This is a genomic window from Halomonas salipaludis (genome assembly GCF_002286975.1).
Classification (GTDB): Bacteria; Pseudomonadota; Gammaproteobacteria; order Pseudomonadales; family Halomonadaceae; genus Franzmannia; species Franzmannia salipaludis.
Genome location: NZ_NSKB01000004.1, coordinates 389,409 through 403,425 on the forward strand (window position 1 = coordinate 389,409; position 14,017 = coordinate 403,425).

Annotated in this window: 13 protein-coding genes; 8 read left to right on the forward strand and 5 right to left on the reverse strand. The window is 58.7% G+C overall.

Annotation, left to right across the window (positions count from 1 at the left end; translation table 11 throughout):
• Positions 1-288: 288 nt before the first annotated feature.
• The 6 genes from CK498_RS12230 (at position 289) to CK498_RS12255 (ending at position 8,596) form a co-directional block, all read left to right on the forward strand.
• A complete protein-coding gene (locus CK498_RS12230; protein WP_176475787.1) occupies positions 289-1,653 on the forward strand; it encodes an ABC transporter substrate-binding protein in 1,365 nt (454 codons plus the stop codon).
• 74 nt (positions 1,654-1,727) lie between these two features.
• Entirely contained in the window at positions 1,728-2,621 is an 894-nt protein-coding gene (locus tag CK498_RS12235) for a carbohydrate ABC transporter permease (protein WP_095621131.1), read from the forward strand.
• Entirely contained in the window at positions 2,618-3,460 is an 843-nt protein-coding gene (locus CK498_RS12240; protein WP_095621132.1) for a carbohydrate ABC transporter permease, read from the forward strand. The genes CK498_RS12235 and CK498_RS12240 overlap by 4 nt, the downstream gene beginning before the upstream one ends.
• Positions 3,461-3,575: 115 nt before the next feature.
• Entirely contained in the window at positions 3,576-6,170 is a 2,595-nt protein-coding gene (locus CK498_RS12245; RefSeq protein WP_095621133.1) for a GAF domain-containing protein, read from the forward strand.
• A gap of 7 nt (positions 6,171-6,177) precedes the next feature.
• Positions 6,178-7,932: an EAL domain-containing response regulator gene (locus CK498_RS12250; protein WP_095621134.1), complete on the forward strand. Its 1,755-nt coding sequence runs from the start codon at positions 6,178-6,180 to the stop codon at positions 7,930-7,932.
• Between the two features lie 67 nt (positions 7,933-7,999).
• Positions 8,000-8,596, forward strand: coding sequence for a helix-turn-helix domain-containing protein (locus tag CK498_RS12255; RefSeq protein ID WP_095621135.1), 597 nt, complete (start codon positions 8,000-8,002; stop codon positions 8,594-8,596).
• Positions 8,597-8,629: 33 nt separating this feature from the next.
• On the opposite strand, the gene CK498_RS12260 is transcribed toward CK498_RS12255, so the two are convergent.
• Positions 8,630-9,169: a hypothetical protein gene (locus CK498_RS12260; RefSeq protein WP_095621136.1), complete on the reverse strand. Its 540-nt coding sequence runs from the start codon at positions 9,167-9,169 to the stop codon at positions 8,630-8,632.
• 713 nt (positions 9,170-9,882) lie between these two features.
• Here CK498_RS12260 and CK498_RS12265 point away from each other — a divergent pair.
• Both CK498_RS12265 and CK498_RS12270 read left to right on the forward strand, forming a co-directional pair.
• Positions 9,883-10,566, forward strand: a complete 684-nt coding sequence (locus tag CK498_RS12265) for a MerR family transcriptional regulator (RefSeq protein WP_095621137.1) — start codon at positions 9,883-9,885, stop codon at positions 10,564-10,566.
• The gene (locus CK498_RS12270; RefSeq protein ID WP_095621138.1) at positions 10,550-10,972 is read left to right on the forward strand and encodes a DUF5615 family PIN-like protein; all 423 of its coding nucleotides are present in this window, start codon (positions 10,550-10,552) and stop codon (positions 10,970-10,972) included. The genes CK498_RS12265 and CK498_RS12270 overlap by 17 nt, the downstream gene beginning before the upstream one ends.
• Positions 10,973-11,160: 188 nt before the next feature.
• Here the strand turns inward: CK498_RS12270 and CK498_RS25780 are convergent, their stop codons facing one another.
• The 4 genes from CK498_RS25780 to CK498_RS12290 form a co-directional block, all read right to left on the reverse strand.
• Positions 11,161-12,153: a hypothetical protein gene (locus CK498_RS25780; protein WP_141246947.1), complete on the reverse strand. Its 993-nt coding sequence runs from the start codon at positions 12,151-12,153 to the stop codon at positions 11,161-11,163.
• 110 nt (positions 12,154-12,263) lie between these two features.
• The gene (locus CK498_RS12280) at positions 12,264-12,608 is read right to left on the reverse strand and encodes a LexA family transcriptional regulator (protein ID WP_095621140.1); all 345 of its coding nucleotides are present in this window, start codon (positions 12,606-12,608) and stop codon (positions 12,264-12,266) included.
• Between the two features lie 25 nt (positions 12,609-12,633).
• Complete coding sequence (locus CK498_RS12285; protein ID WP_095621141.1) at positions 12,634-13,674, reverse strand: hypothetical protein; 1,041 nt, start codon at positions 13,672-13,674, stop codon at positions 12,634-12,636.
• A gap of 15 nt (positions 13,675-13,689) precedes the next feature.
• On the reverse strand, positions 13,690-14,016 hold the full coding sequence (locus CK498_RS12290) for a hypothetical protein (RefSeq protein ID WP_217987762.1): 327 nt from the start codon (positions 14,014-14,016) through the stop codon (positions 13,690-13,692).
• Between the last annotated feature and the right edge of the window lies 1 nt (position 14,017).

Here is a 14,017-nt window from a genome sequence, read left to right on the forward strand (position 1 = left end):
TTCATCCTCAACCACCTTATCAACCCATTGTTTTCAAAGCTTTTCAATATTGAGATGCAGGCTGCTTCCGGTGCCCATACCTATGCGCGACTGCCTCCCCGTCACTCCCACCATAGCGTATTAATAACGCTTGATGACACGATTCTGCAAATCCACTATGTTTATGGATAGGCGCCTGGTTAAGTGACCTGCGCCAACGCCATAGCGCTTCTGAATATCGCACGAGTATTCGGGCCAAACGCTAAACCCGACATGCTGTACAACAACAATCGTGATGGGGAAGGTTCCATGACAACAACACGACTGCTCACCGCCACAAGCCTCGGCTTGGCCATGGCTACCACAGGCCTGACCACAGCGGTGGCCGACGACATCACCATTCGCTGGGCACTGCACCCCGGCGAGGAGGCCGATGCCGTCATCGACCACTTCGCTCCCGAATATGAGCGCCAGACCGGAGTACGCATCGAAGGCGAGATCCTGCCGCCCGATCAGCTGCGTGACCGCATGTCGATCGAAGCCATCGGCGGTACCGGTCGCTGGGACATGGGCTATCACAGCCCTGGCTGGTTCGGCAGCTTCCGCGATCACGTCGTCGATCTGACACCCTATATCGAGGAGTACGATTTCGACCTCGATGCCTATCCGGAGTTGATTCGCCGCTCGCACATGGAGAGCAGTGCGCGTCCCGGCGAGATCATCGCCCTGCCGACCACCCCGGCGGCGCCGATGCTGATTGCCCGGGAGGATTTCTTCGAGCACCCCGACGAGCAGGCCGCCTTCGAGGAGCAGTACGGTCGCGCGCTGGAAGTCCCCAACACCTGGCAGGAGCTGTACGAGGTCGCTGAGTTCTTTACCCGCGAAGCCGGCGAAACCGTTGCCGGCGAGACGCTCGAGCAGGACCTGTATGGCTGGACTGACGCCCTCGGTTCGGGCAGCGGTGTGGCGCGCAGCTTTATCGTAATGCTCTACTCCACCGGCCTCGAGGGCTGGGACGAGGAGTATCAGACCGATCTCGACCACCCGATTCTGGTCGAAGCTGCCGAGCTGTTCGTCGACTTGGCCAACGATGTCGCCCCGCCGGCCGCGCGCAACTGGGACTTCCTCGAAGGCCTCAGCTACTTCCGCGACGGCCGCCTGGCCATGGCCACCATGTGGCCCCAGGGACTGGGCACCGTGGAAGATGCCAGCGGCGTCGCTGCCGGCAACGTCCTGTATCAACCGCTCCCGGCCTTCGAAGGCAATCTCAAGGACTATGAGCAGGGCGTGCCCTTCCTCGGCGGTGGCGGTGTGTTCATCTTCGATACGCCGAACTCGGAAGAGGCCTTCAAGTTCCTCAAGTGGATGCTGCAGGACAACGAGATCGAGTGGGGCGAGCGTACCCAGCAGTTCTCCCGTGAGGCGCACTTCTCCAGCGAGGAGCTGCGCGGCCTCGAGGACCACTACGAGCGCTTCCTGCCAGCCTACGAGCAGGTCCTCGAGCAGGTCTTCGTGCGCCAGGGCATTCCCGAGTACGGTACCGTCATGTGGCAGGGCACCGTGGATTTCGCCACCGATGTCCTGAGCGGTGACATGACCCCTGAGCAGGCCCAGGACCGTTGGGTCAGGAACATGGAGCGCACCTTCCAGCGTGCCGGCTACCTCGAGAGATAAGAGGCCCAATGCCAGCCGGCGCTGCCCGGCTGGCCCATTGCCCGCAGATCCCGTGACCTTCCGAGGTATTTCCGATGCAAAACAGTAGCCTCAATCGCTACACGCGAGGCTGGTATTTCGTGCTGCCCGGCCTGATCGCGATGCTGCTGATCGTCGCCTTCCCGCTGGCTATCGCCTTCCGCTTCAGCCTCCATGACGTTTTCCTCTACGACTTCGGTAACCAATGGTTCGTGGGCCTGGAGAACTACCTCTATGCCATCAACGATCCGCTGTTCATCAACTCGGTGCGCGTTACCGCCATCTTCACCGTGGCCAACACCCTGGGCTGCCTGGTCGTAGGGCTGCTGGTAGCCTTCCTGCTCAGCGGCAAGAAGATCCGCTTCAAGGCGGGCTGGATGGCGCTATTCCTGATGCCGTTCGTGATGACGCCGGTGATCGTCGGCATCACCTGGCGGCTATTTATGTGGGAGCCCGACTTCGGGGTAATCAATCAGGTGCTGGGGTTCTTCGGTGTCTCCGGCCCCTATTGGTTGACCGACCGTTCAACGGCGCTTTTTGCCACGGCCCTGACCAACGCCTGGCACCTGACGCCGATGGCGATCCTGGTGCTTTATGCCGCCCTGACCACCATTCCCGACGAGACCTATGAGGCCGCACGAGTCGACGGTGCCGGCCCCTTCCAGACCCTGTGGTACGTGGTGTTGCCGATGATCCGCGCCCACATCCTGTTCGTGTCGATCATCATCATGACCAGTGCCTTCCGCGAATTCGACATGGTGTTCACCATGACCGGCGGCGGCCCTGGGCGCTCGACCACGGTGATGAGCATCCTCGCCTACAACCGTGGCATCGCCAACCAGGACATGGGCATGGCCAACACCATTGCTTTCACCATGTTCATGATCATGGCCGTAGTCGCCTGGCTCTACATCAAGGTCTACAAGGTCAATAAGGAGGCCAGCTCATGAACCATCGTCAGAAGGGCCGGCTATTGCTGGGCGGGCAGTACGCGGGCCTTACGCTATGGCTGATCATCGCGCTGCTGCCACCGGTGATCCTGCTGGCCGCGGCCTTCAACGAAACCGCCATGTTCCGCTCGCCGCTGGCATTGCTGACCCTGCGCGACTTTACGCTCAACAACTTCGCCACGGCCTTCAGTGCCGGCGACTTCTGGTTCTACTTCCGTAACAGCCTGATCATTTCGGTCGCCGCGGTGATCATCTCGGTGGTGGTCTGCGTGCCCATGGCCTATGGCCTCAACAAGCTGCGGCCGCGGGTGCGTGGCGCCCTCTCCTTCGCGGTACTGGCGATGCGCTTCCTGCCCCATGTGGTGCTGGCGCTGCCGCTGTTCCTGATCTTCGTCGATATCGGCCTGAGCGGGTCGCGCGTTGGCCTGCTGCTGGCGCACCTGGCGATCCACATCCCCTTCGCGGTGTGGATGATGGTGGGGTTCTTCGAGAACGTCCCCAAGGAGATGGAGGAAGCCGCCATCGTCGACGGCTGTGGCCCCTGGAAACTGTTCTGGAGCATTTCACTGCCGGTGGTGAGGCCCGGTCTCAACGCCCTGGCGATCCTGGTGTTCATCATGTCGTGGAACGAGTACCTGTTCGCACTGTTCCTGGCCGGCAGCGATGCCCAGCCGCTGACCGTGGGGATCACGCGCTTCATGGGCGGCGTCGAGGCAGGTGCCCAGTACGGGGTGATTGCCGCCTACGCCAGCCTGATCGTGCTGCCGGTGATCATCTTCGCCCTGCTCGCCAATCGCTATATTGTCTCCGGCATGACCGCCGGCGCGGTCAAGGGCTGAACGAGGCGCGTCTAGGGGATAAAGAATCACGGTAAACTGTCGATATATTCCATGACGCCGCATGACTCGGCGGCCGGTCCGCCTCGGCCGGCCGGGAGAGTCGACAGGAGAGCCCATGCGCCCGCCAGAATATCCCGAAGACGAAGCGCTGCGGCTCGCTGCCCTGCACTCACTTGCGCTGCTCGACACCCCGGCAGACGAAGGGTTCGACAGCCTCACCGACCTGGCACGCGACCTGTTCAATGTGCCGTTCGCGCTGGTTTCGCTGGTCGATGAGCGGCGCCAGTGGTTCAAGTCGTGCACCGGGCTTGGCAGCCAGGAAACACCCCGCGACATCTCGTTCTGCGGCCATGCGGTAGCGGCCAACGCGCCACTGATCGTCGAAGACACCTTCGAGCATCCCGATTTCGCCGATAACCCGCTGGTCACCGGCGCCCCTTTCATTCGTTTCTATGCCGGCTTTCCGCTACGCCCCATCGACGGCCATGCAGTGGGTACCCTGTGCCTGATCGACACCCGGCCACGCGGCCTGGACATCACCCAGCAGCGCCGCCTGGCTCGCCTCGCATCCCAGGCCGAGGAGCTGCTGCGGCTACATGTCCTGCGCCAGCAGGAGCACGAGGAGCGGCGCCGCAGCCAGAAGCTCTCGGGGCTGCTGAGCTCGATCCTGCAGGGCAGTCGCGACCCCATCTATGCCCGCGACAGCGATGGACGCTATCTGATCGCCAACCAGGCCTGTTACCAGCTGCTGGGCATCACCGCCGACGACTACCTCTCACTGGTGGAGTCGATGACTCCCGAGCAGCGCGGCGATTTCGAGATTGCCGACTACCTGCCAACGGCAGTGGTGGAAACCCTGCGCAGTGCCGATGCCAGGGTGCTGGCAGAGAACGCCAACCAGCGGGTCGTCCTGCCACCGATCAATGGCCGCCGCTTCAGGATCACCAAGTCACCGCTACACGATGATCAGGGTCAACCCAGCGGGGTGGTCAGCGTCGCCCACGACATTACCGAGCCCCACCGTCAGGCCGCGCTGCTCAAGATCCTCCATCAGGGTATTACCGACTACCAAGCGCTGATCTCCGGCGATCGTCTGTGGACCTTTCTGATAGAGGCGCTGCGTGAGCTGACCGACAGCGATTACGCGCTGATCGGCGAAGTACTGCCGAAGCATCAAGCACCGGCGCTGAAGATCCATACCATCGCCAACCTGTCGCAGCGCGACGAATCGCGGCTCCCGATAGAAGAGCTACGCTCCGGCGACATGCTGCTGACCAACCCCGACAGCTTGCTCGGTCGCGTCTTCGCCCACGGCGAGACCGTGCTCGCCAACGATCTGCCCCAGCAACCGCATCGCGGTGACTTCCCTCCCGGCCACCCGCCGCTATACAGATATCTCGGCGTGCCGATTCTCGAAGATGACAAGGTAATCGGCATGTACGCGATTGCCAACGGACGCAACGATTACGACCAGCGCACCATGGAGTGGCTGCAGCCCTTTACTGCCACCTGCTCGCTGCTGATCAACCTCTACCGCCATACCCGGGAACTCTCCGAGGCCCGTGATCAGGCCGAGCAAGCCAACCGCGCCAAGAGCGACTTCCTGTCGTCGATGAGCCATGAGCTGCGCACCCCGTTGAATGCCATCATCGGCTTCGCCCAGCTGCTCGCCAACGGCCGCAAATCGCCGCTCAACGAGCGTCAGCTGCGCCAGGTCCAGCAGATCCAGAAGAGTGGCAGCCACTTGCTCAGCCTGATCAACGAGGTCCTCGATCTGGCCAAGATCGAGGCTGGCCATCTGCACCTGTCGCTGGAAGAGATCCTGCTCGACGACGTTATCCAGGATGCCACCGAGACGCTCGACGCCTCCGCCGAGGCCGCCGGCATCACCCTAGGCAAGACCGCTTCCGGCAGCACCGCTGCGGTGCATGCCGACTACACTCGCGTCAAACAGGTGCTGCTCAACCTGCTGTCCAATGCTATCAAGTACAACCATCCGGGCGGCTGGGTCCATGTGCACAGTGAGCCGCGCGGCGAGTGCATCCGCGTGGTGGTCAGCGATACCGGGTTCGGCGTGGCTCCCGAGCGTCAGAACGAACTGTTCGAGCCCTTCAACCGCCTCGAAGCAGAGGATTCCGTCATCGAGGGTACCGGTATCGGCCTGGCCTTGACCAAGGAGCTGGTCGAACGCATGGCAGGCACACTAGGCGTCGATAGCGAGCTTGGGCAGGGCAGCCGCTTCTGGTTCGAGCTGCCGGTCAGCCGCGCGTATCAGGCCAGCGGCGCTCCCCGGGATGCCGCCCCCGCCATCCCTCCCGACCGGCCCCGCCGACGGATTCTGCATATCGAGGACAACCCGGCCAGCCAGCGGCTGATGGCGGATGTCTTCCACGATCAGCCCGATCTCGAACTGGTTACCGCGGCGTCTGCCGAGATCGGCCTCGAGATGACGCGCAGCCGGCCTCCCGCGCTGATCCTGATGGACATCGACCTGCCGGGCATGAACGGCCTCGAGGCCTATCGGCTGCTGCAGTGCCATGCCTCGACCCGCGGTATCCCGGCAGTGGCGGTCTCGGCCAACGACCAGGCATCGGACATGCGCCGCGCCCTGCGCGCCGGGTTCGCCGCCTATTTGACCAAGCCCCTCGATCTCGAGCAGCTCAGCGCTGAAATCGCACGCCAGCTCGCCGCCGGAAAGCACCAGGAATAGCCGAATCGTGAACGTAGAAAGCAAGCGCCTGCTGGTCGTCGACGACAACCCCATCAACGTCGAAATGCTGCTCGACCTGCTCGACGACCACGGCTTCGACAACCTCGAGGGAATCAGCGACCCACGCCAGGTACTGGCCAGCTGCGAGACCTGCAAGCCCGACCTGATCCTGCTCGATATCCGCATGCCCTACCTCAATGGCCATACGCTGATCGAGCAGCTACACCAGACCTATGGTGATCACGCCCCAGCGATAATCGTGCTGACCGCCCAGGTCGACCACGAAACACGCTACCGTGCGCTGAACCTCGGCGCGCGCGACTTCCTGACCAAGCCCTTCCAGCATGACGAGGTACTGCAGCGGATTCGCAACATTCTCTCCGTGCAACACCGCTATGAAGTGCGCGACAAGCAGGCCGAAGCCCTCGAACGCCTGGTCGCCAAGCGCACCCAGGCCATCGAGCTGCAGTCGCGCACCGACCCCATCACCCAGCTGCCCAACCGCCGCGGCCTGCTGCAGGTACTGCGCGATAGCGCCATTGCCCACCACTCGGTGGGGCTGCTGTTCATCAGCCTCGACGGGCTCGACGACATCATTCGCCTGCACGGCTACGCCAAGTCGGAGGCCTTCCTGCGCCAAGTGGGACGACGCCTGAAGGCCCTACTCGCCAGTCACCAGCACATCGGCCTGTGGGGTGGCAGCGAACTGTTGGTCATCGACCAGGCCCCATCCTCGGAAGCCGCGTTGAATGGCCTGGCCAGGCGCCTGCTGGCACTGCTCGATGCCGACCTTCCCCTCGACGAACTGCTGTTGAGGGTGGTGGCGCGTATCGGCATCAGCTACTCCCCTCAGCGAATCACCGACCCCGAGCGTCTGGTGCACATGGCCGCACTGGCACTGCCCAATTCACCCGGCCCGCGGGTACGCTGCCACAGTCCGGCGCTGGAGAGCTCCCAGCTGCAGCGCCTGCGCCTGCAGCAAGCGCTAAAAGGCGCCGCGCAGCGCGGCGAGCTGCAGCTGGTCTATCAACCCAAGATCGACCTCGCCAGCGGCCGAACGGTCGGCGTCGAGGCGCTGCTGCGCTGGCAGCACCCCGAGCTGGGCCCAATCTCCCCGGCAGAATTCATTCCGCTGGCCGAGGCCAGCGGCGACATCCTCGCCATCGGCGACTGGGTGATCGACGAGGCCATGCGCCAGGCCGTGGCCTGGCAGCGCCTGCCCGGCGCCGAGGATGACTTCGAGATCGCCGTCAACATTGCCGCACGACAGCTTGGCCGACGCGACTTTGCCGAACGCCTGCTGTCCCGCTTCGAGCGATTGGAGCTGCCCACCCGCCGGCTCAGCCTGGAAGTTACCGAGTCCGGCCTGATGCTCGACGTCGGCCTGGCCAGACGCCTGCTCATTCGGCTGGCCAGCGCCGGCGTCAAGGTCGCCATCGACGACTTCGGCACCGGCTATTCATCACTCGCCTACCTCAAGACACTGCCGGTGGCTATGCTCAAGATCGATCGCGCCTTCGTCAATGATCTGGAGAGCAGTGCCGAGGACCGCAACCTGGCGGCCACCGTTATCGCCATGGCCCACGGCTTCAACTGCAAGGTAGTGGCAGAGGGTGTCGAAAGCGGCGAGCAGGCCGCGATGCTCGCCAGGATGGGCTGCGAGGTCGCACAGGGGTATTATTTCTCGAAGCCACTGCCCGCCGAGGAATTCGCTCACTGGTATTGTGGTCAACAAGATAACCAAGCGTTGCTGCAACGTTGACTAGGCTGCGTTGCCCGCAGCCAGCGCTTGGCTGAGCATCATTGGCCAATCAGCGATGGATACCGGTATGCAAGCTCTCGGGCCCAGAATAAAGCAACTACGACTCGAGGCCGGCCTGAACAAGGCCGCGCTGGCGAGACTGGTCGGCGTGTCCGATGTCACCATCTCTTACTGGGAGTCGGGTGCCATCAAGCAGATCGGCCATGAGCGTCTGGTCGCCTTGGCCAACGCCTTCGGCTGCCCGCTGGACGAACTGCTCAGCGAACGCGCACCCGAAACGGCACAGATATTCACACTCACGGCCACCCCACCAGCCCCATGGGAGCCACATCCACGCCAACACGTCAGCCTTCCGGCCAGCATGCTCGACGACGCACACCTGAGTGCGGAGTGCTATCTGGTCACGCCCGGCGTTGGCGAGAAGATCGACTTCCTGGAGGTTGGCGACCTGGCCGCCATCGCCCCGCTGGCGACGTTTCAGCGTCCGGGCCTGTATCTTATCGAGCATCAACAGCGGCTAATGATACGCCAGTTGCAACAGGGCCCCACCGGTGAGCTGCTGATGCTGCGCAGCGGCCAGTCCTTGGGTGAGGCAGCCACTGCCGATGCCAGCCTGCGCCTGTATGGCAAGGTTCAGGCGCGCTGGCGGCTAGGCGAAGCCTAATCCAGAGCGCCGGAACAACGCGCTAACCGGCGATTAACTACCGTCGATATAGCGAATGCTGCGCTGATCGCCCAGTTCGACCTGCGAGCGATAGCGCACCTCATTACCCAGGCCGTGATTGGCTTCTTGGACTAACTCCCCCGTGAGATGCTCGCCGCGCTCACCGATGCGCTCGCGCACCGCCAAGGGCTGCACATTGGCTGGCGGCATGGTGACCTCGATCAGATACAAGCCGTCGGGAAGACCACTACCAGGGCCAAACGGGCCGGCCTCGAAGTCACCCTCAGCGTCGACATTGACATTGGAGCGCCAGCGCACACGGCTCGATTCGCGCTCCACCACGACCTGAAGCTGAGCCCTCTCGGGAAGATTGGTGGTACCACTGACCTGCATCTGGCGGCGATTGTCGAGACGCGCATCGGTCTCGATCACCACCGTGATCGCCTCCACCTGGGGGGCTTCCTCGCGCTCCTCCGCCTCGCTGGGGACCTCCACGCTTTGCTGCTCGTCGGCGGCAGGCTCGCCGTTCTCGGTATCGCCATCACTGCCACACCCCAGCAGTGCGAGCGCCATCACTACCACTCCAGTTACCTGAACTGCCCGCTGCAGCGTCATGCGTATCCTCCCACTGTGCATCCTGTACAAACCCTACCACCTGTAGACCGTGGGGCACATCGCCTACGACTGATATCGATGACTTGGATGGCCAGGGATGGACGGGGTTCAGCGCAACTCATGCCGTGAACAAAAAAAGCCCCCGGGGCAGGGGGCTAGCAATGGACTTATCTGTCGAGATGCAAGCGGGAGCTTACATCGTGGCATGAACGGCCCCAGACGGGGAGAGTGAGCCGCTCGCGCCACAAGGTGTGACCCATGTGTCACGCAATTAAATCTATACCATACATGTACGACTATCAATACTATGTACATGGTATTTTTGCCATGCTGGCGTTTCTAGCTCTCTTCCCACTTAGTCGACCACTATCTCGAGGACTGCCACGCCATCGCCGGGCGTCCTGCTCGCTGGCATACGTGGAGGGGGGGGTTTACCAGCAGCATGCAGATGGAAGTGCAGGGGGAGTGAGCTATCACGACATCTCGATTACAAGCACAACCTCATGATGTAAAAGGATAAAGCGAAATATTGTTGCCTATTGCCGCGAACTCCCAGGTTGAGCCCGCGATGCTGGTCATCTATAGTCGCTAACACCAAAAGGAAGCCTAAGACAGTAGAATGAATCGGCTACGCACCGGTCAAAGGGCAGTAAGACTCAGGGGAGGGCGCCATGACGGCACTCGTAGGCATCGGGCTTTATAGCCCAAAACAGGCGGAGAGGCTCATCGGAGTCGATGCGGACAAAATCCGCCGCTGGCTGCTGCGCGATACCTCACCTGCCGGCCCTCTCTGGCACCCTGAGCCCGAAGCGTTGGGTGCCGAGGACACCCTCAGCTTCAAGGATCTCCTCGAGGTGCGCGCTGTAGAGCAATTCCGGAAGCATGGTGTGTCAATGCAGACGATTCGTACAGCACTGGCAAACCTCAGTGAATTGATGCAGCGTGACTATCCCCTGATCCATCCCCAACTAGTGACGGATGGTCGTGCCGTGATCCTCAAGGCCCTGAAGGACAATGGCGATACATCCATGACTGACCTGGCCAAGTTTCAGGACGTCATAACCGACGTGATCGCGCCATCCATCAAGGATCGCATCACCTTCGATGCAAGCAACAACCCTATTCAGTGGAATCCCGATCCTGACGACGACAGTATCGTGGTCAACCCGAAGCTCGCCTTCGGCAAGCCGGTCATCCTCCCTAGCCACATGTCGACACATGCCATCTATAGCGCCTTTCAGGCGGAAGGTGGTGATGCCGAGGCCGTCGCAAGGAACTTCGAGATCTCACTGGATGAGGTGAATCGTGCCGTGAACTTTGAAAAAAGGATAGCGGCAGGTGCATTTCTTCATTGATGAAAATCTTAGCCACCGCATTGCCAACGCCCTTCACCACCTCGCTCAGCTATGCACTGAAAATCACACCGTGGTTCATGCGCGAGAGTTCAATGGCCGCCTAGGCGTTCCTGACCAAGAGTGGCTGGAGCGACTGCAAGCCGAAGGCAACTGGGTCATTATCTCCAAAGATCGGTTCAAAAAAGGCGACCCTGAGCGACTGGCTTTCGAGCACGCCGGCATCACGATCATCAATCTCGGCAAAGACTGGCACAAGAAGAGTGCCTGGGATACCGCGGTTCAGCTGATCAAGTGGTGGCCCACCATCTCGTGGGAAGTGCTCAAGCTCAACCACCCAATGCGCTATGACCTGCCCTGGGGCGTAACACCCAAACTCAAGGGAAAGACGCTGCCGCAGAAGAAGTAAAGCTCCCACCATCTATGGCAGATGCTTACGCTGTGTAACGCATGAATACTTATTGGCGGCCGGCAGACAACCGTGTCCTGCAGGCACCATATTCGAGATGATCAATATGCGGCCACATCATCGCAGAATTTCCCCAACATCGCCCGAAATCTCAGGCCCCAAATATCTGTAGGCTGTTTCACGCACCCTCAGGGAATTCTTAGTTCACGTGCGTCGTATAATTCCTTGTAACCTTCATCCAATTCTTCTAGCTTGTCCTTAGCGGCTGTAGAGTTAATTGGTTTACCGTATTTCTCTAACAGCCACATCCTGACCATCTTTATTCTTTCATCGTGACTTGGAACCAAATAACAGAGTGGAAGTTTGTCGCACATCTCGAAGAGGAATTTTTCAGCACACACCGAGTCCGCTTGAGGCTTCAGCTGTTCAATTTCAGAAAGTTTTCTGTAAAGCAATGAAACCGTCCTAAAGCTCGCATCATGATTGGTATATTCAAGACCTTCAAGAAGGCTGATTTTCTCATTGATACTATTAAGAAGCTCTCCCCACAACTCACCATGAAAAATACCTAGACCAGATAACTGACCGACAGTATGGGATATCACACGCTTTTCTCGCTCAATCTCACCAGTTTCTTTATTTTCCCCTTCATTTATCAAAACAAGTTCAATGACGACGTTGCCAGCCCCCTGCTTAGCCAATTGCTCAAGTTTTCTCATAACACTAGGTGGAACAGATTTTTTTATATCATTGTAGTATCTCTGCACATCTTCGATATTTTCCTTCTTTTGCTTCAGTTCACGAAGATCCTTATCCCTTCCATAAAATGAGTGATTAATATAGTTAATACGCTCAAGAAATTCCTTCTCATTATTATATCGGCGAACAGACTTCCTAATCTCCCCTTCACTCTCAAACTTTAATATACAGCTGCTACCTAGAAGAGATTTCTTTCCATTAGACAATTCTACAACGTATCCATGCCGATGATCTTGCCCACACAGACGACCACTTTCTTTAAAACAGCAGCACTTAAGGGGGACGATATCATTAGGAAAATGATAGTCACCAACCAACGATGAGAAATTTTTCTGATCAACTCCAAGATCGTCAGACACACCATCAAGGCGCAATATCTCGTCACGATCCTGGAACGTGTTAATTGAAAACGACTTCGACATGTTATCCCCTTACGTCGTACCCAATTTTTCTGCCTTTAGCCTACGACTATCACCACAGTCTGAGTCAGCATGCCCCTCCTATCCCCCCTGAATACTTTTTACAAATGTCCTCAGGCACTCAATCGCTGGCACTGCACCACCACCCCGCGGCATTGTTTGTTTCTGGCGGGCATGCCGCTGCCACCGCAGGCAGGCAGCAGCCGGTACCCGCCACCGATCCGGTGGCTGCGGAACAGCCGATACTCCTGCTCGATCTCCACCACCACCAGGTCGGCATGCTGCGCCACCCGCGCCTCATCCACCACCAGCACATCACCCTCAATCAGCGGGCCGCTAACCCCTGCCTCCTCGGCCACCTCCACCAAGTAGCAGCTGGGCGTCAACTCACCAATAAATAATCCCTCAAGGGCCGGGTTGGCGACCAACCCGGCCGGCCCCAGGTAATTCACCTTCATGAAAATCCCTTATTGAAGTTCAACATTACTCGGTTTCTTCGTCTTCCATGTCATCGTTATCATCGACTTCAATGCGACTGCCTTGAGAAACAGCAAGAATCGTACCTCTGTGAAGAACACCCTCTTCTGTCAAAAGAGCATTAAATCTAACCATTACAGTTGTATTATTTTTTATTGAATCAAATATCTTATCATAGCTGCTCCGAGTGATTTCACCGAACGTAAAACCAAGGGTGAACTGATTATCATCAAGATCACTCACTCTGACCGATATTCTCGGGAAGCGTCGTTTACTTACTTGCTCGACGCTCAATTCTTCCTCCAGGATGTGGGCCTCTGTATCCGCCTGAGGGTTATCAACATAATCCCTTATATCGCCACCATCCATAGCCGCACCAGATATGTCTATATAGTCCGCATCTGGAACAGATCGAATTATGCCGCCATAGCCATCATCCAGTTTATCAAGGGCACCAGTAACCCTAGATCTATCTTGTTCGCTTAAGGCATTGATTGCTGTTTTGGATTGCTCCAGAAGGGCATCGACGGAGTGCATATGGCCTTCCACCATGATCTGCTGTTGTTGCCGACCTTGCTCCGCCTTGGCTACTTGCGACTCATAATCAAAGTGCTTCTTGACCGTATAGCCACCTAATAAAGCAAGTACAATGGCAATGTATAGAGTTCTCTTGTGCGCACTTTCCATACCATCCGTCAGCCCTTTTAGGCTATCGAACATGGCTTTAGCCTGATCGCATAGCTCGCCAAAAACCTTAAGACTCCCTTCCTCAATCCTGTACTCTATAGAGGAAAAAAGCTTTTTATCTTCCAGGGTCAACCGCTGAAGGTTCGGAGACCCATACTTAATATAAGCATAGGCACGCTGCAAATCCATATAAAAGTCATAAAGACTTTTAGCGAGCTCCGGTGTTATAGTTCCATTATACCTATCGCCATCGAGTTTTATATCAAGGCGCGGCCAGTCTTCCAGATCAAAGCTCTCCACTCCTTCAAATTCTTCTGAATACAGAAAATCAATAAACTCTTGAAGATTGCTAATCGACATAAACCCTCCTTGGTATCAGTCGAAGCTGAACGACTGGCGATTGCCGGCGGCGTCTTCTTCCATCTGCACGCACCCTTGGAGGATCTGATAGCTACCGCCGCTGAACTCGGCGACCTCCTGGCAGTGATTGCGAATGCGGCCTGAAACATTGGCCCAGCGGCTCTTCAGGCTGTTGTAGGCGCCCTGCTCCATCTGGATGCAGCCGTTGTAGATCTGGTGACTGCTGCCGCCGAATTCGGCGACCTCTTCACAATGGCCCTCGACATCGAAGCGGGGCATTTCCTGGGCAACAACGGTCAACGGCAGAGCGGCCAGTACAGCCATGATCAGCACCTTGCGCATG

Excerpts from the sequence above, each read along its gene's own strand:
- CK498_RS12230 (WP_176475787.1), top strand. The coding sequence starts at position 289 with ATGACAACAACACGACTGCTCACCGCCACAAGCCTCGGCTTGGCCATG.
- CK498_RS12235 (WP_095621131.1), top strand. The coding sequence starts at position 1,728 with ATGCAAAACAGTAGCCTCAATCGCTACACGCGAGGCTGGTATTTCGTG.
- CK498_RS12240 (WP_095621132.1), top strand. The coding sequence starts at position 2,618 with ATGAACCATCGTCAGAAGGGCCGGCTATTGCTGGGCGGGCAGTACGCG.
- CK498_RS12245 (WP_095621133.1), top strand. The coding sequence starts at position 3,576 with ATGCGCCCGCCAGAATATCCCGAAGACGAAGCGCTGCGGCTCGCTGCC.
- CK498_RS12255 (WP_095621135.1), top strand. The coding sequence starts at position 8,000 with ATGCAAGCTCTCGGGCCCAGAATAAAGCAACTACGACTCGAGGCCGGC.
- CK498_RS12260 (WP_095621136.1), bottom strand. The coding sequence starts at position 9,169 with ATGGCGCTCGCACTGCTGGGGTGTGGCAGTGATGGCGATACCGAGAAC.
- CK498_RS12265 (WP_095621137.1), top strand. The coding sequence starts at position 9,883 with ATGACGGCACTCGTAGGCATCGGGCTTTATAGCCCAAAACAGGCGGAG.
- CK498_RS25780 (WP_141246947.1), bottom strand. The coding sequence starts at position 12,153 with ATGTCGAAGTCGTTTTCAATTAACACGTTCCAGGATCGTGACGAGATA.
- CK498_RS12280 (WP_095621140.1), bottom strand. The coding sequence starts at position 12,608 with ATGAAGGTGAATTACCTGGGGCCGGCCGGGTTGGTCGCCAACCCGGCC.
- CK498_RS12285 (WP_095621141.1), bottom strand. The coding sequence starts at position 13,674 with ATGTCGATTAGCAATCTTCAAGAGTTTATTGATTTTCTGTATTCAGAA.
- CK498_RS12290 (WP_217987762.1), bottom strand. The coding sequence starts at position 14,016 with ATGCGCAAGGTGCTGATCATGGCTGTACTGGCCGCTCTGCCGTTGACC.